Below are 17,296 nucleotides of genomic sequence, written 5' to 3'. Positions count from 1 at the left end.
AAATGATTTACCTTCGAAAATAATGAAGGCTAAGCATGAGGTCTAATAGAGTATTTAGTCGATATTATAGGTTTGGTTATATCTATAATTTGCTTTTTATGATGCATTTAAACGCTTCTGTTTGGGGTAATTAACGTGCTTCTGTATTGGATGGGGGTGACGCCATACATACGCTTGAAGGCGACCGAAAACGACGCGGTATTTTTATAGCCCACACGTTGGGCTATATTGTACATTGATAAATTAGTACTCATCAGAGCGATGGCTTCATCACAAATACTATGATGAACAATATCTGTAAATGAAATACTTTGATCTTGTAGGCGACGTTGTAAAGTTAATGGACGCATGCCCATTTTGTCTGCGACAAACTTAAGCGTTGGATAACCAAAAAATAGAGAGTATTTCGTTAGCTCAAATACAATTTTTAAAATATCTTGAGGAAGAGGTATGAGCATATAACTCATGGCTTGCTCAATAGTAAACGCTTTTACTTGTGGTGTGGGTAATTCAAATTGCCTTGGGCAAGTAATGTCTTTTACGGGAAACCAGACTTGTGTATTTGGGCTGTTCCATACAATTGGGCAGTTAAAAATGGCTTCTATTTCACCTAATGTACCAATAGGGCCTCCCGCCAAATGAATGGCTATCGGCTGATAATCATCCCCATGAAATAATTGAAGTAAACGTAAGAAAGAGCCAGCAGCTAATATACTTTCATGAATACGAGCTTGCGGAATTAAGGTTGGTGTGAGTATTCGCCATTTAGCGATAGAGCCACTCAATAGCATATTTACTTGCACGCCTGATTGCAGCGCATTATGCACCGTATTCATACGCTTTATAGCCATTCCTAAATTGGTAGAGCTCGCAAGCAGTTGTATAAAAGGACCAAATATTTTCAAGCTATCTGATTTGGTTAGCTTTGCGGTATAGGTAGGGTCTTGGGTTAAGTGTTCAATCTTACAAAGTAGAGATTCTAGGTCTCTTAATGGCATCAACTTTAATTGATAATCTAGTAAATGTGGTGGGATATTAAAATCAGAATGAGTTAAGCCATAATGCTTCATAGCATGATCAATCAGTACTTTTGCGATATGAACGCGAACAAGATAAGTTGCACTGAGCTTTGCCATGAATTTCCTCAAATGATGATTTTGATAATTGAGTGTGATTATATCTAACCTTGTTGTAATTTATACTTATGTTGCTTTTTTATGTAGTGGTAAGTGAAGAAAGATAAGAAAAATCAATTTATCATGCTACTATTTTCAGTTACATATTGTGGTTGTTTCTTAAGAGGTTATCGTGTTTAAAGGTAAATGGAGTGATGATATTCAAGGGGCTGCATTACACCCTGTTATCATTGAGATCATTCAAAAAGTAAAAGAACAAACAATAGAAAATACAGAGGTAGGCAATTACCCATTACATGATGAGTCAGTCTATTTTATTGTGAATGATAAAACGGAATTGAAAAAACATCGTCGTTCAGAGATTCACCATAAATACCTAGATGTTCAATTAATTTTGGAAGGCACTGAGACGTTTGGTTACAGTGAATATCCATTACTATCGATTGAAGATGATTGCCTTGAAGAGAAAGACATCGCATTCAGTAATGATGTTCAAGATGAACAGTTTGTAACGTTAGAGGCTGGAGAATTTATTATCTTTACCCCTAAGCAACCACATCGCCCTCTAGTTGCGGTTAATGGTAAGCCAGCAGCTGTGAAGAAACTGATTATTAAAGTAAATAGTGCATTATTGGTGTAGTTAAATCAGTACTGTTTTCATAAAATAAAGCCCACGTCCTATACTAAATATAGGGCGTGGGCTTTTTTATGACGCATTATTTTGTTAGGTATTCAGACCATGTTGAGCCATCAAGAGAAACATAAGGTTTGCTGTTATATTTCATTACTGTCGTCCCTGAGTTTTGAGCAACCATTTTTGTTTTTGGTAACCCTTGAGTTAAGGCTTTAGGGTCAAACGTTTTTTGGCTATAAATATCTTGCTCTAAAATTCGACTAACTAATGTTGAAACGACTAAGTAACTTGATGCAGCATTAATATGAACCGTATCTCCTGTGCGAGTGATATTTTCACCAAAGATCTTCATACCAACAGGAGTGTGTACTATCGTAGATGATGGGATTTCACGCATACCTGCAATCTGCATTTTATCGCCGCGCATACCTGCACCATGCTCAGGAACAAGCATGACAACAACATTACGTTTTGAGGCTTTAAGCGTCTGGAAGAAATCATATAAATCATCCAATAAATTTTTCAACCTCAACTTATAACTGACTAAGCCGACTTTACCGCTGGCTCTAATAATGCGATTACCACCGTGTAATGAAATCGTATTATAAAGTGCGACAACAGAGTTATCTTGTTCCTTTTCTCGGTTCCCTAGCCAGCGAGTCAGTACTTCTTTATCCCGATAAATGGGTGAACCATCAAAGGCTGATTGATATTGCACTAATGCGGTTAGAGAGCATTGGGTACTTGATGTTAGTATGAATGAAGATGCGTGTCAGATATACAAGGATCATGGCGCAGAAAACGTATCTTGCTTGCGCCATATGAGTCTGAATATGCCCAACTAAACTCAGTATTATCGGAAAGCAGAAACGCTGCATGATGAATACTTCTATGTTAGAGGCAGTATTGAACGCTGGTTTTAATAGTATGGCTAAAAACTAAACACTCATGCGGTCGCCCTGGGTCATTTCAGTCATTGGCTTTTTTGATTTGTAATTTGAGATAAATTACTAACTATCATTTTTTAATTTCTGTTCTTGTAATAAATTTTCAATGTATTTACAAGTAAATGGTATTAAATCTGCTACTATTTTCGAAGCCAATATACTTTCAATATTCACAAGTATTTGGACATAGCGGTAACGTTTACCGAAGAGCTTTATGCCACCAAATTCAACTTCCTCGCCTTTCTTTATTACCTCAGTTGTTGTCATTTTATCATAGATATTAAATCCATCTTGATTATGGCAATTGATACAAACAGAATTAATGGAGGTGTTTTTACGTAATATATCTAGCATTGTTAATATAATAATAGAGCGGGGTTTTGGAATTATGCTGTAAGATGAAATGAAATATAGCACAATTTCTTGTTCTTGTTCTTGTTCTGGAGAGGATTCAATAAATTCACATTTATTTGGGTCTAATGAGGGCATTCCGTGTTCTACTGAAACATAACCATAGAGTAAGTGCCCTATCAATTCTTCTTTTTCACCCAGATATAAATCAACATAAACATTTTTTTTTGTAAAAAAGGCATCGTTGAGCTCTACACCAAGGTGGTGTAAATGGAATGCTTGCAACTTCTTAGATAATAAAGGCTCATTTTCTAACATATTCAATTTTATTAAATGGAAAGGTAGGTCATTATTTATATATGAATTTTTTACAGTGTTAATAATCTTATCTAAACTATTCTTTTTATTAGATGAGGGATTAGTCTCAGGATCTAAAAGGTGAGCTATATCATCATTCATTAATCGGGCGATAATAATTTGTTTTTCAAGTTTTGGTGTTGTTACTCCCCTCTCCCAACGGCTTAACGTTGTTAAGTCAAGTTTAGAAAATTGTTCATCAGAATTTATTAATAATTCTAACAGTGACTGCTGAGTTAGCTCTTGTTCGCTTCGAATTCTTTGTAAGTAGTTTGCAAACCTCATTGATTATATTCCTTTATCATCCTTTCTATTAAATATAGCTTATTAAGTTTCTTTTTCCATAGAATCTCTGGCAGGATAGTTGTTACTGTTAAAATTTAACCAGTTTGAGTAATAAAGAGCCTAGCTTTCAACCAAATCACGCATTGGTTTACTTTCTTTGGGTAGTAACCTTGTTGTCGTTTTTGCATCATCAGAGTGTTCAACATCTCCTAAAAAGTGAGCCAGAGTTATACTGGTATCGTTTTCTTGTATTGCTCGAAGCCCTGCACGCATTAACGTATGTTCAAGCTCTCGTACATTGCCTAACCACGGACTGTTCTCTAAATGAGTTAATGTACGTGGATGAATATGCAGGTTAGGTACGTTAAATTGGGTACGAACTTTATCTAATAAATAGCCTGCTAAAACAGAAATATCACCGTCACGATCACGAAGGGGAGGCACATTTATTGGGAACACATTTAAACGGTGGAATAAGTCAGCTCTAAAGCGTCCAGCTTCTACTTCTTGCTCTAAATTTCGGTTAGTTGCGGCGATGATACGCACATTCACCATTACGTTTTTATCGGAGCCAACACGTTGAACTTCACCTTGTTGAATAACACGTAATAATTTGGCTTGAATTAATAAAGGCAATTCACCGATTTCATCTAAGAAGATCGTACCGTTACCCGCTAATTCAAACTTGCCCGCTCGATGGTTATTTGCACCAGTAAACGCGCCTTTTACATGACCAAATAACTCACTTTCTGCGAGAGACTCTGGTAATGCAGCACAGTTTACATAAATCATTGCTTGGTCACTTCGAGAAGATTGCTCATGGACTGAATGCGCGACCAATTCTTTCCCTGAACCCGTTTCACCACTGATGAGTACTGCATAATCAGAATGCGATACTATCTTGATATTATTACGTAATCGTTCAATTTGAGGGCTAATCCCAATCAATTCACCTTTTTGATTTCTGGCTTGTTGGATTAAGGCTTGGTTGATCGATTTCTGTTGTTGATTGCTGTTTTTAAGCGTCTCAATTAAGGCTTTATTATGTAGGGTTGCAGCGGCTAATGCTGCGAAAGTTTCAATGGTTATATTATCTATCTTTTTAAAGGCACCAACCTCTAATGCATCTAGGGTTAGTAAACCCACTAAAGTATCTTCGACATATAAGCTACAGCCTAGGCAGTCATGTACTTCAATATTGACATGTTCATCAACCAATAATAAGCCATCAAAGGGATCTGGTAGGTCTGAGTTTGATTCGAATCGAACAGGGTGCTTGCTCTCTAAAATGGCTTGCAATCTTGGGTGTACTTTTGGAGGAAAGCAACGACCTAATACGGCGGTAGATAAACCCTGAACGGCAACTGGTTTTAAGCAACCATCATGGTCTAATACAAACAATGCACTAGCATCACAGGGAAACACTTGATGAATAGAAGAGATCAAACGTTGGTAATGTAAATCACTTGATAAATTAGAACTAAGATCCAATGCGATTTGAAGTAAGACTTTTTCGATAGAAGGTTTCATTGCATACACCGATAGAAAGCAGAGAGACTAGGGTATCAGTTGATGTTAAAAACACATCATTGAAGGTTTAATCTAGATCAATGAAAGGGTAATCAGTAGATAAATGATCTTACCAGAGATCGGGATAGCCCGTTTATTTAACTCTTTAGGAGTAAGAATGTCTCCGGTGAGAGGATGAATTGTGCACGAGTAAGTCACATTTAGCACTTATATTTATGATTTTATACGACCTAAATTGAGCACGCTTAAAATAAATAATCTACGCTTATTATTATTGTTGATCCATAAGGGTTTTAGATATGAATAAGTGGTTTGTCGTTTATTTTGCTTTTTTATTTAGTGGTTTTCTTTCTGCTGAAGAATCAAATCAGTTTGAGATTGGAAAACAAAAAGCCAAAGTATGCATGACTTGTCATGGTGCTGATGGCATTGCATTGATTGACCCCTATCCAAATTTACGAGGCCAGCGTGCTTCTTACCTTGTGTCTGCACTCAAAGATTATAAATCCCGCGAGAGAACCAGTGGGTTAGCCATTCTAATGCAGCAGCAAGCAGATACTTTATCTAATCAAGACATGAAAGACATTGCCTACTATTACTCGATGTTAGGTTCTGAGTCTAAAGATAAAATGGAGTAAAGGCGATGACAGATATCAGGGATTACGATACAAAAGTTGTACGCTATTTTATTATTGCTGCGGTTATTTGGGCTGTCATTGGTATGAGCGTTGGTGTGATACTTGCCGCTCAGCTGTATTGGCCATCGCTCAATTTTGATTCTCAATATTTTCAGTTTGGTCGATTGCGCCCGTTGCATACGTCGGGGGTTATTTTTGGTTTCGTCGTTAATATTTTAATGGGGACCTCGCTCTACATTGTTCAACGAACAAGTAAGATTGAATTATTTAATAAAAGTCTGTCTTGGATGGTCTTCTGGGGTTGGCAGTTTATTTTAATCCTCGCGCTAATTACCCTGCCATTAGGATATACAACGACCAAAGAATACGCAGAGTTAGAATGGCCAATTGATATATTAATCGCCTTAGTTTGGGTGCTCTATGCGGTCTTGTTTTTCGGTACTATTGCGAAACGAACCGTCAGCCATATCTTTGTTGCCAATTGGTTTTTTGGGGCATTTATTCTTGTTATCGCAATGATTTTCATTATTAATAATTTGGCATTACCCGTGTCGATGTGGAAATCTTATTCTGTCTATGCAGGTGCGCAAGATGCCATTGTTCAGTGGTGGTGGGGTCACAATGCAGTAGGTTTCTTGTTAACTGCGGGCATTATTGCCATGAACTACTACTTCATCCCTAAAGTGTCAGAACGTCCTATTTATTCCTACCGTTTATCTATCATTCATTTTTGGGGACTCGTGGGCTTTTATACCTGGGCGGGAACGCATCATCTGATCTATTCCTCAGTACCAGAGTGGGTGCAAAATATTGGTATCGTCATGTCGCTGATTTTGTGGATCCCATCATGGGCAGGCGCATTCAATAGTGCGATGACCTTACTTTCTAACAAAGCAAAACTGAAGAAAGACTACATAATGTTGTTCTTCTTCTCTGCCATTCTTTATTACTGTCTAGCTACGTTCGAAGGCCCACTATTGGCGATCCGTTGGTTTAACATGGTTGCTCATAATACCGAATGGATCATTGGTCATGTACATTCTGCTGCCTTAGGTTGGGTGGGTATGTCTGCCATTGCGGTATTTTATTACTTCATTCCTCGCTTGTGGGGAAAAGAAGATCTGTGGTCACTCCGTTTATTAAAATGGCATTTCTGGTTCGCTCATATTGGGGTTGCTCTTTATGCTATTGCTCTATGGGTTGCAGGGATTGGTGAAGGGTACATGTGGCTTACCCAACTTGATAATGGCTCACTCGCTTACAGTTTTGTGGAGGCGATGGACTTTAAAGCGCCTTGGTTGTTTGTTCGATTCCTTGGTGGTGTGTTCTTTGTGGTCGGTTTATTGATGATGGTCTTTAATCTGTATAAAACGGTTACCTCAGATTCAGTTCCCACAACGGCAATGGAGGGTAAATCATGATCTTAAGTAAAGACTTTACCCAATCGGTTTTAATTTTAATTCTCTCAACGGTTATTGTTGCCTCTTTTTCGTTGTTAGTTTGGGTCGTTCCTAATGTGTTTATGGCCTCGGATTTGAAGAAAATATCCTTGGCTAAACCGCTTACTGCACTAGAACTTGCGGGACGAGATATTTATATCAGCGAAGGGTGTCATGTTTGTCATACCCAAATGGTGCGTCCGTTAGAAGCCGAAATACTGCGTAATGGTCGTGCCAATAAAGAAGCCGATGATATTTATGAGTTTCCAAATTTATGGGGCTCAAAACGTACTGGTCCTGATTTAACGAACATGGGACGTAAGTATTCCGATCAATGGCATGTGATTCATTTAATGAACCCTCGTAATGTGGTGCCAACTTCTATCATGCCAAGCTATCCATGGTTGTTTGAGCAAACTCTTGATGGAGAGGCTATTTCTGAAAAAATGCGAGCGCTACGTACGCTTGGTGTGCCTTATACGGATGCAGACATTGATGGTGCTCGACTTAAAGTGGTAGGGAAAACTCAAGGTGAAGCGTTAATCCGTTATTTGCAGAGCTTGGGTGTTGATACCATGCAAGATCAGGGAGAATAATTATGACTGGATTTTGGAATGTATGGGTCATTAGTCTTACTGTTATTTTCTTAGCCTTAATGGTCTATGTGGTGATTAAGTATTGGCGAACCAATCACCTTGCTGATAAAGATAAAACCATTGATTCATTTGATGACATTGATGAAAACGATGGGCCACCGCCGCGCATTATGTTCGTTGGGTATTTTGTTGCTTTTGCTTGTTCTTTGGTATTCCTAGTTTTATATCCGGGGCTGGGTAACTGGCAAGGCTTGTTAGGGTGGCAGCAAAGTGATGATACGGTGCAAGAACATAATGAATCCTTGGATGAGCAAATAGCACAATTGGGTAAAACAGATTTAACGGTACTCGCTGCCGAACCTAATATTGTGGCTTCTGGCAAAGGGCTATTTCAAACTCACTGTGCTGCTTGTCATCGAGCTAATGGGCAAGGCCAAAAACACTTCCCTAATTTAATTGATAATGTGTGGTTATATGGCGGCTCTGATGAAGCTATTTTGCATTCAATTAAAAAAGGACGTTACGGAGCAATGGCTGGGTGGATAAATATTCTTCCTAAAGAGGACATTCAGAATATTTCTTATTACTTGGCTTCTTTGCAACAGCGACCACTAAATGCACCTTCAGTCAAAATAGACCTTGGTAAAACGGCATTTATGAAAAGTTGTATTGCGTGCCACGGTGCCGATGCAAAAGGAAATCAAGCGATTGGGGCACCAAATTTATCAGATAATGTGTGGTTGCATGGAGGAAGTATTGAAGAAATACAACACACGATTAATTATGGTTTGAACAACATTATGCCTGCGTTTGAAGATCAATTAAGTGACAACGATATTTTAGCGTTAGGAGCGTTTATTACCTCTCAACGTATTGCTTACGATGAAAAGATGTCCGCTATTCCACAAGAAGAACTAACCCAAGGTGAATATCTGGCTTATGCAGGGGATTGTGTTGCTTGTCATAGCGCAGAAGGAGGAGAACCGTTTGCGGGTGGATTACCGTTTGTCACGCCATTTGGGACCGTGTATTCAACCAATATTACGCCTCATTATACCGAAGGGATTGGTGATTACAGTTATGAAGAGTTCAAAGCAGCACTTTATGATGGCAAGGGAAAACATGGCTATCTGTACCCTGCAATGCCTTATACGTCTTATCAATATGTGACAGAAGACGATGTAAAAATATTGTGGGATTACTTGCAATCAATTCCTGCGGTTTCACGTCGTAATGACGACAATAGCATGATGTTTCCGTCAAATATTCGCTTAGGACTATTAGGGTGGAATATCGTATTTATGGATAGAGAGCCGTTAGATTTAACGACTAACGCTCCAGAAGACAATGCAGATATTTGGGCCCGTGGTAAATATTTAGTGGCAGGGCTCGGACATTGTTCAGAGTGCCATACGCCACGTAATATTGCTCAGGCATTAGAAACGGATAAGATCTTCCAAGGTAATATTATTGATGGTTGGAACGCGCCAGATATTTCATCTCGTGAGTTATATCAAGATCGTTGGGATGTTAAATCATTGACTGATTTCTTACATACAGGGCATTCAGATAAAGGGTCTGCCTTTGGTGGTATGGCTGATGTGGTTAAAAATAGCACCAGCTTTATGACTCGTGAAGATGTGGAGGCAATGGCGACGTATCTATTGGTGGGAGATGAAAATAATATCATTCCGCCAAGTACGAAGCAGCTGCAACCGACAGGGTTTACAGAGCAAGCGAAACAATCTGATATGTATCCTTTATTTGTTTCAACCTGTGGTGCGTGTCATGGAGAGGATGGTAAAGGGCGAGATCCTATTGCTCCGACGTTGTTAAATAACGGTATTATCATGCACAGAGACCCATACAATACTATTGCGGTGGTTATTCGAGGACTTGAACCAAGTTACCTAAATGAAGAAAGGAACTTCATGCCGATGGTGAGTTTTCAAAACATATTAACCGATGCTCAATTATCTGAATTAATCTCTTTTATTCGTAATTACTTAGGTGATCGCACAGAGGTTGTGACGATAGAAGAAGTGAAAGCGGTACGAGAGAAATTACAACAAGCGGGTTATGCGGGTAATTTCCATACCACGCCAGATATGTACGATAAACGTGACCGCAATATTAACGTCGAATAAGTAAGATTGTTGGTATATACAAACGGGTCGTTGATAGAGAATATCAACGACCCGTTTTTATTTTAATTCAGATTGTGCACAACTAAGCGGTTGCCTTCACTTCATATTTATCTTTCATTCTCAATGCCACATTAACTAATGCAATTAATACTGGCACTTCAATGAGTGGGCCAATAACGCCTGCAAATGCTTGGTCTGAATTCAAACCAAATACCGCAATAGACACCGCAATGGCTAACTCAAAGTTATTGCCAGTTGAAGTGAATGCGATAGATGCATTTTTATCATAAGGAATACCTATTTTCTTACCGATAAAGAAGCTAGAGAAGAACATTAATACAAAGTAGATCGTTAGTGGAATGGCAATGCGCACCACATCCATTGGTAGCTCAAGGATCATTTCACCTTTTAAGCTAAACATCAGAACAATCGTACCCAATAGAGCAATCAAGGTGATAGGTGAGATTTTCGGAATGAAAACCGTGTTGTACCACTCTTCCCCTTTTCTCGCGACTAAGATCTTACGGCTTAAAAATCCAGCTAAAAACGGAATACCTAAATAGATAAGTACACTGTGTGCAATATCCATCATTGAAATATCAACAACCATGCTTTCATAGCCAAAGATTGGTGGTAGAACGCTGATAAACAACCACGCCATTGCACTGTAAGTGACGATTTGGAATGCAGAGTTTATGGCAACTAATGCGGCACCATATTCTTTATTGCCACCGCCAATATCGTTCCATACTAATACCATCGCGATACAACGAGCCAAACCGATGAGAATAATACCGACCATATAACCTGGGTGGTCACCTAAGAATGTCAGCGCAAGAATGAACATCAGAATAGGCCCAATAATCCAATTCATAATAAGTGAAAGAGTGATGGCTTTTTTGTCTTTCATGACAGGACCAAGTAAGTTGTAATTCACCTTTGCCAGTGGTGGGTACATCATTAAAATCAAACCAATAGCTAAAGGAACGTTGGTTGTACCGACTGACATAGATTCATTCCACCCAGCAACTTGAGGGAATTGAACGCCAATAAGAACGCCGATGGCCATCGCTAGGAAAATCCATAATGTTAGATATCGGTCAAGAAAACTGAGCTTAGGTTGCATAAAACCTCCTTACGGTTTTATCTAGTAAATTATTCATTTAGTTAATGGTTTACACTAATCGAATATCGTCGAATTGCGATTGATGTAATTAAAAATAATCACGTTCTCATTTATACTAATTATAGGAGTAAAATAAGTAACGTGATGGTGTTTAAACTAGCAATGTTGGAATTACATTAAAATTTGATTCGTTAAGTGATCAAATTGAGTAATGCATTCACGGTTAATTCGGTAACACATTTTTGGTGGTATCGATTCAGCAGTAATAAAGCCAACTTGCTTTAATACACGTAAATGTTCAGATACGGTTGATTGCGCTAAGCCAAGTTCAGAAACTAAATCACTGTTTAAACAGCCACCTGACTTCTCTAGTGTTGATAAAATCTTCAGAATACGAACACGAGCAGGGTGAGCTAAGGCTTTAGCGAGTGCTGCAAACTCTTTCTCTTGTTTCAGATCTTGTACTGAAGTTGGAAAGGTACACTTGTTTGTCGGTTGGCATTGAGTTGTCATTATCAGCTCACTGATTAATCGTAAAAACACGATTAATATAATAGGATTAAAAAGGAAGATCAAGTAACGAAGAGTGAAAACTAAAATTTCTTGCAAAGAAAAAGTGATCAAGTTCGGAAATTGTTCGTTAAATGCTGATATTACCACAAGTTTTACACATAGCTTCCGATACATTATTTAGATGAATAGTCGTCATAAATGTTAAATGGAATCTCAACTCAATCAACGGCATATACTTACGCAAAGCCTATTGCTAGCTTGAGTTCAGTCCCTGTGTCGACCTCATCAATGAATACGATTAAGGTTCAAGATAATACGGTGTCGTTATCCAATGAAGGCAAAGCATTATTGTACGCGTTACAAGAGATAGAAAGAGATAATCAATTTAACAAACAAGAAAATTCTGACGTGACTGAGCAAGTCGAATCTTTTGCTCATGGAGCATTGGGCATGGACCATCCTGATAAAATTGAAGAGGAAAATGATACTTCTTATTCAGCAGGTCAGTATGTATCAGCAGCCTTAACGGTTGGCGGTATTTTATTGGCTTTAGCTTAATTACGATGTAGATAAGTAGTTGTATTTGTTTCTGTAGGTGTCGTAAGGTAGAGGCATAACTTATTTATGGACAATACTTATGGCGAGACTAGGAATAGCAATACAAGCCTTATTAGCGGTTTCAATTTTTTATCTAGGTTACACCATCTATTCTTTTACTTATTCAATAAATACAGTGGTTGAACGCTATCCTGAATTTATGGAAGAGGTAAATCAAACCGCGGATAAACTTGAAATAGAGCAATGGCTATTATTGGCTCAACACATTGAAGACCTGACTCCTCAAGTATTAACTTTAGTGAGTGAAGTAAAAGATACGGTTAAAGATGTAAATCAAACCGTCGTTTCGGTAGACAGTAAAATTCCTCTTATTCTTGATGAAGTAAAGTCTATTCGTACGGAGTCGTTACCTGAAGTGATTACGGTAATGAACGCTATAAATGAAAAGACAATCCCAATGGTATTGGTCGAATTAAAATATTATCGCGAGCAAGTTTTTCCTAAAGCTTTTGTTGAAAGTAAAGGGTACCGAGTAACAACCATTCCTGCTGTGATTAAAGAGTCAGAGAGATTGCGAAAAGAAGTGCCACCAATCATGGCAAAAGCCGATCAAATTATCGATAAAACGGAAGAGTTATCACAGCAAGCCACTCAAGGAGCCGTAAAAGGGGTAATAATGTCACCGTTTAATTTATTGAGAGAAGCGGGAACAGAGATTCAATCTAAAGTTCAGCAGTAGTAATATTACCTTAAACAAAAACGCCGTAGAGTATTATCTACGGCGTTTTTTTAGTTTTTATCAAAAGAGACTACAACTTACCAACGGTAGCCCAAATAGCAGATAGCGTATCTTGACCAAAGGCGATGCTTCGCTCTGGAGACCAACCATACAGTTCATCAGCGTGGCTAATGTGATCTTTAAATGGCATCTCAACAGTATAAGATAGACATTTGAATTGCTCACCAACCCAGTTAGAACCCACGGTTAAGTTTGCAGTACCTGGCTCATCTTTGTCGTAACCAATCTCGTCTTGGAACTCAGGTGTGATAGTCAATAGAGCTTGTTTAAAGGTATTCTCTAAAGCAGCAATACGCTCATTGTAAGAAGGAATACCTTCACCACCGGCAACGAAGTTGTATGGGAGCGCTTCATCGCCATGAATGTCTAAGAACATATCAACGCCTGTTGCTAGCATACGCTCACGAACAAGGAATACTTCCGGTGATCTTTCCATTGATGGTGTTTGCCATTCACGGTTTAAGTTCACGCCAATAGCATTGGTACGTAAGTGACCACGGATACTGCCATCAGGGTTCATGTTAGGGACAATATGGAAAACAGCTGTATCAAGTAGGGCACGGCCAACCGTGTCGGTTTCATCTAATAGGCGTGATAATAAGCCTTCAATGAACCATTCCGCCATTGTCTCACCCGGATGCTGACGACCAGTGATCCAGATGTTTTTCTTACCTTCGGCAGGCTCACCAATCGTTAGAATACTGATGTCGTTATTATCTAATGTCACACCAAGCGTTTCTAACTGGCAGCTGTGGTGCGTTTGTGCACCGTGAAGTAGGTCTTGGTGACGATCGTACGAGTAAGGTGCAAAGTATGCAAAATACATTGAACGGTACTCTGGCATTACATTAAAGCTAAGCGTATCGCCATCAAATTCAGCTGGAATACGGAACCACTCTTCACGGTCATAAGAAGCAACCACATCGTAATCTTGCCAACCTTCAGGATAAGCAGATTTAGCTAACCCTAAAATTTTAAATGAATGCTGCTGTTGAGGTTGGCTCTCTAAACGAAAGTGAAACCATTGAGAGATCTCAGTTTGATTATCGGCAGGAATAGTTAACTGAATATCATCAGGCGTATTCGCTGCAACGACATGGATATTACCACTTTCAAAATTACTGAATATTTTCATTTATATACCACTTAAATTATAAATTTTATGATGATTATCGTTATCGCTTCACAGAATTAGCTTAACGCTTCATTCAATACTTTCGTTAGACGACCAACGGCTTCAACTAACTCTTCTGGGTTTGCATTAGTAAAGTTTAAACGCAGTGCAGAGGGTGCGCCTTCTGGTTTTGGGTAAAATACAGGGCTTGGTACTACAGCAACACCGTTAGCAATTAACGTTTTAGCTAGAGCGAAAGTGTCGCAATCCGGTAGAGATAACCAAATAAACATGCCGCCATCAACAGGGTTTAGCACGCACGTTTCAGGTAATTGCTTTTTCAGCTCAGCGAATAAAACATCATAACGGTTTTTGTATAGCGCTTGAATTTGTTCCATGTGCAGACCAAAATCAGCGTGTTTTAATAGGCCAACCAGTAGGGCTTGCATAGGTACACTTGAGTGTAAATCAGCACCTTGTTTCACTTTAATCAGTGGTTCTAAATAGCTTTTTTTGCCTGTTACTGCACCGATGCGTAAACCCGGAGAGGCAATTTTTGAGAATGAACGCAGTACGATAGAATCCTCAGGACAGAAAGTGGAAACCATTGGCAGTGCTTCACCGGTAAAGCGTAGTTCACGATATGGCGCATCTTCAATGAAAGCGACTTTGTATTTGATACACAGTTCAGCCACTTTTTTGCGTGTTTCTAATGACCAGCATACACCCGTTGGGTTGTGGAAATCAGGCACGGCATAGAATATTTTTGGTGAATCTTGAATAAAGCATTGCTCTAATTCTTCAAGATTAGGACCAAAATCTGTTTGAGATACGGTTGCGATATTGGCTTGAACTAAACCAAAAACTTGCATTGCGCCAAGGTAACTCGGAGCTTCCATCACCACTGTATCATTTGGGTTAATGTAAGCTCGCGCAATAAGGTCTAACCCTTGTTGAGAGCCCGTACAGATCATTGGCATGTGGGTTTCTGGTAATTGGTACATTTCTGTCAGTAGTTCTAACAGAGGGCCGTAACCTGCGGTTGCACCGTATTGAAAGACTTCTGGCATATCAGACAGGCTTTCTAGTGTTGGCTTCATTAAATCAATTGGGAACGTTTTCTCATCAGGTAATCCACCTGCGAGAGAGATAACATTCTTGTCCGTTGCTGCCGCTAAGATCTCTCTGATATAAGAAGATTGGATCTGTTGCAGTGAGTGAGCTATTTCCATATGTGTTCCCATCATTATCTTATTTATTTTATTCTTTGATAGTACAAGGCGTTGCATAATTATGTTTGTCCGTTTATGCTTATAAATATGTCCATTTATGCTATTTTGAGTTTATGAGCCAACAACACATATCAAGAATTAATGATGTTCTGTTTTATATACATCAAGACATCAGTAAAGAGCTTACGGCAAAAGATCTTGCTGAGGTGGCAGCGTACTCAGAGCAGCATTTTCATCGCATCTTTAAACAAGTGGTGGGAGAGTCGATTCATCAGTATATTCGTCGAACTCGTATGGAATATGCGGCGAACCAGCTGATGTTTGATACTAAATCAACAGTATTAGACATTGCGAATACCTGTGGCTTCAGTTCTTTATCTTCATTTAGCCGTGCATTTAAATCAACCTTTGATATGTCTCCGGGTGAGTGGCGAAAACACGATTTACAGATATCAGATAAACCGTACTTAAAAGATCCTGAAATTGCGAAAGGGTATTTAAGTGTGGCTGATAGAGTGTTGCCTCAACCAAAAATCACAGAAGTTTCAGAGCTGTTGGCGGCTTATGTGAGGCATGATGGCTATAACCGTTCAATTCGAAATGCGTGGCTGATATTAAAAGCGTGGGCAGATACAGAGAATCGAGATTTCTCTACTCAGTTTGGCTTACATCATTCAAACCCTGCATGGGTTGAACTTAATAAGTGTCGTTATGTAGCGTGTATTGCGATTGATAAACCACTGAAATATCGCGGTATGGTAAATCAAATGGTGATCCCCAGAGGATTACATGCGGTGTTTCGATTGAACGGGGTTTATGGGCAATTATTACCACAAATCAGTACGGTATTAGAGAAATGGTTGCCGGCGTCAGGCTTTAAATTAAGATCGACACCAGCCTACGTGCGTTACCACAAAAACCATTTTTTAAATGAAACGGAAGAATTTGAATTGGATTTTTATCTTCCAATCAGCTTTTATTAGCAAGGCTCGGCTTATTTGGCTTCTTCATTTTTATGTTAGCAACCATGATAGAGAGAATGACCAATATCAATGCGCACTTTTGACCGCTAGAAATAGGTTCATGATAAACCCATATTGCTAATGCAAGATGCAACGTTGGCTCAATATATTGAAGTAAACTTATCTTACTGAGTGGTGTTTTGAGAATCGAAATACTCAGTAATAAAATAGGGATAAGTTGCAATGGTGCCGCTCCCATTAAAGTTGCCCAGTTAAGTGTAGAAAGTCCATCAGAGTGAGTCATGATGTACCACAAGGCAATAGGAGCAAAGATAATGTGCTCAAAGAAAATCGCCCCAAAGGTATTTAATTTTATTAGTTTTTTGATGGCAATATAACTAGCAAAAGAGAGTGAAATCGCCAAACTTAAAACAGGCAATTGCTGATCTAAATAAACATAACTCACAATGGCCAATACCATCAGAAATAGGGCCACTTTTTGTGGTGATTTTAGCTCTTCTTTAAAAAAGACAAAGCCCATAAAGAACACAAAAACAGGCGTAATATAAAAGGCTAATGATGCAGCCATGATATTATTGGTGATGGTTGCATACACAAATCCCAACCACGATAAATTCATCAAGATCCCCGCCACAAAAGCGATAGAGATATTTTTAGCTGTGCATTGTTTCTTATCTATTAAGTTGGGTTTAAAGCAAAAAACAGCAATTAGAATTACCGCTGACCAAAAGATACGGTTAGATAGAATTAATGCAGGGCTCATGTCTCCCAATTGGTGGAAATAGACAGGTACTAGTCCCCATATAACAAATGCCAAAGCCCCAAAAAATGTATACATAATGAACCTTTTAATAATCTACATCAACATGACAGTAGTGCGTTATCTGAATGGTGTCGATTCTATGCCCTTC

Annotated in this window: 15 protein-coding genes and 3 pseudogenes; 9 read left to right on the top strand and 9 right to left on the bottom strand. The window is 38.8% G+C overall.

The window, feature by feature from the left end; translation table 11 throughout:
- Positions 1–107 precede the first annotated feature (107 nt).
- A complete protein-coding gene (locus tag AC2IP4_RS14965) occupies positions 108–1,136 on the bottom strand; it encodes a helix-turn-helix domain-containing protein (RefSeq protein WP_375320292.1) in 1,029 nt (342 codons plus the stop codon).
- Positions 1,137–1,308: 172 nt separating this feature from the next.
- Here AC2IP4_RS14965 and AC2IP4_RS14960 point away from each other — a divergent pair, with 172 nt between their 5' ends.
- Positions 1,309–1,776, top strand: a complete 468-nt coding sequence (locus tag AC2IP4_RS14960) for a NanQ anomerase/TabA/YiaL family protein (RefSeq protein WP_486307650.1) — start codon at positions 1,309–1,311, stop codon at positions 1,774–1,776.
- A 76-nt stretch (positions 1,777–1,852) separates the two neighbouring features.
- Here the strand turns inward: AC2IP4_RS14960 and bcsG are convergent.
- Positions 1,853–2,503 (bottom strand): annotated as a pseudogene (gene bcsG, locus AC2IP4_RS14955) (cellulose biosynthesis protein BcsG); the annotation flags it as partial.
- A gap of 1 nt (position 2,504) precedes the next feature.
- Here bcsG and AC2IP4_RS14950 point away from each other — a divergent pair.
- Positions 2,505–2,712: pseudogene (locus AC2IP4_RS14950) on the top strand (transposase); the annotation flags it as partial.
- Between the two features lie 68 nt (positions 2,713–2,780).
- Here AC2IP4_RS14950 and AC2IP4_RS14945 read toward each other — a convergent pair.
- Both AC2IP4_RS14945 and norR read right to left on the bottom strand, forming a co-directional pair.
- A complete protein-coding gene (locus AC2IP4_RS14945; RefSeq protein ID WP_486307649.1) occupies positions 2,781–3,710 on the bottom strand; it encodes a helix-turn-helix domain-containing protein in 930 nt (309 codons plus the stop codon).
- A gap of 123 nt (positions 3,711–3,833) precedes the next feature.
- Positions 3,834–5,240 (bottom strand): annotated as a pseudogene (norR, locus tag AC2IP4_RS14940) (nitric oxide reductase transcriptional regulator NorR); the annotation flags it as partial.
- A 299-nt stretch (positions 5,241–5,539) separates the two neighbouring features.
- Here norR and AC2IP4_RS14935 point away from each other — a divergent pair.
- From AC2IP4_RS14935 to ccoP, 4 genes are read left to right on the top strand one after another with little or no spacing between them, the layout of a single operon-like run.
- Positions 5,540–5,878, top strand: coding sequence for a c-type cytochrome (locus AC2IP4_RS14935; protein ID WP_105056275.1), 339 nt, complete (start codon positions 5,540–5,542; stop codon positions 5,876–5,878).
- A gap of 5 nt (positions 5,879–5,883) precedes the next feature.
- Positions 5,884–7,299: a cytochrome-c oxidase, cbb3-type subunit I gene (ccoN, locus tag AC2IP4_RS14930; RefSeq protein WP_486311023.1), complete on the top strand. Its 1,416-nt coding sequence runs from the start codon at positions 5,884–5,886 to the stop codon at positions 7,297–7,299.
- A complete protein-coding gene (ccoO, locus tag AC2IP4_RS14925) occupies positions 7,299–7,913 on the top strand; it encodes a cytochrome-c oxidase, cbb3-type subunit II (protein WP_105056583.1) in 615 nt (204 codons plus the stop codon). The genes ccoN and ccoO overlap by 1 nt, the downstream gene beginning before the upstream one ends.
- A gap of 2 nt (positions 7,914–7,915) precedes the next feature.
- Positions 7,916–10,060, top strand: coding sequence for a cytochrome-c oxidase, cbb3-type subunit III (gene ccoP, locus AC2IP4_RS14920; RefSeq protein ID WP_486311022.1), 2,145 nt, complete (start codon positions 7,916–7,918; stop codon positions 10,058–10,060).
- Between the two features lie 82 nt (positions 10,061–10,142).
- On the opposite strand, the gene arsB is transcribed toward ccoP, so the two are convergent.
- Positions 10,143–11,186, bottom strand: coding sequence for an ACR3 family arsenite efflux transporter (gene arsB / locus AC2IP4_RS14915; RefSeq protein ID WP_375320296.1), 1,044 nt, complete (start codon positions 11,184–11,186; stop codon positions 10,143–10,145).
- Positions 11,187–11,357: 171 nt separating this feature from the next.
- Positions 11,358–11,699, bottom strand: coding sequence for an ArsR/SmtB family transcription factor (locus AC2IP4_RS14910; protein WP_486311021.1), 342 nt, complete (start codon positions 11,697–11,699; stop codon positions 11,358–11,360).
- Between the two features lie 198 nt (positions 11,700–11,897).
- Between AC2IP4_RS14910 and AC2IP4_RS14905 the strand changes: the two genes are divergently transcribed.
- Together AC2IP4_RS14905 and AC2IP4_RS14900 are read left to right on the top strand one after the other, a co-directional pair.
- Positions 11,898–12,257, top strand: a complete 360-nt coding sequence (locus tag AC2IP4_RS14905) for a hypothetical protein (protein ID WP_486311020.1) — start codon at positions 11,898–11,900, stop codon at positions 12,255–12,257.
- A 79-nt stretch (positions 12,258–12,336) separates the two neighbouring features.
- Positions 12,337–12,996, top strand: coding sequence for a hypothetical protein (locus tag AC2IP4_RS14900; protein WP_486311019.1), 660 nt, complete (start codon positions 12,337–12,339; stop codon positions 12,994–12,996).
- A gap of 70 nt (positions 12,997–13,066) precedes the next feature.
- Here AC2IP4_RS14900 and AC2IP4_RS14895 read toward each other — a convergent pair whose 3' ends face one another.
- The gene (locus AC2IP4_RS14895; protein ID WP_486311018.1) at positions 13,067–14,191 is read right to left on the bottom strand and encodes a M14 family metallopeptidase; all 1,125 of its coding nucleotides are present in this window, start codon (positions 14,189–14,191) and stop codon (positions 13,067–13,069) included.
- A 56-nt stretch (positions 14,192–14,247) separates the two neighbouring features.
- Complete coding sequence (locus AC2IP4_RS14890) at positions 14,248–15,402, bottom strand: aminotransferase-like domain-containing protein (protein WP_486311017.1); 1,155 nt, start codon at positions 15,400–15,402, stop codon at positions 14,248–14,250.
- 113 nt (positions 15,403–15,515) lie between these two features.
- Between AC2IP4_RS14890 and AC2IP4_RS14885 the strand changes: the two genes are divergently transcribed.
- Positions 15,516–16,385 (top strand): AraC family transcriptional regulator, encoded by an 870-nt coding sequence (locus AC2IP4_RS14885; protein WP_486311016.1) that lies wholly within the window; start codon positions 15,516–15,518, stop codon positions 16,383–16,385.
- Here the strand turns inward: AC2IP4_RS14885 and AC2IP4_RS14880 are convergent.
- Positions 16,372–17,223 carry an EamA family transporter gene (locus AC2IP4_RS14880; protein WP_486311015.1) on the bottom strand — a complete coding sequence of 284 codons (852 nt, stop codon included), beginning with the start codon at positions 17,221–17,223 and terminating at the stop codon, positions 16,372–16,374. The two genes, AC2IP4_RS14885 and AC2IP4_RS14880, sit on opposite strands and share 14 nt — an antisense overlap.
- Positions 17,224–17,296: the final 73 nt, after the last annotated feature.

This window comes from Aliivibrio thorii, assembly GCF_057368585.1.
The sequence above is the reverse complement of the archived record's forward strand: the minus strand, read 5'-3'. Positions and strand labels throughout refer to the sequence as shown.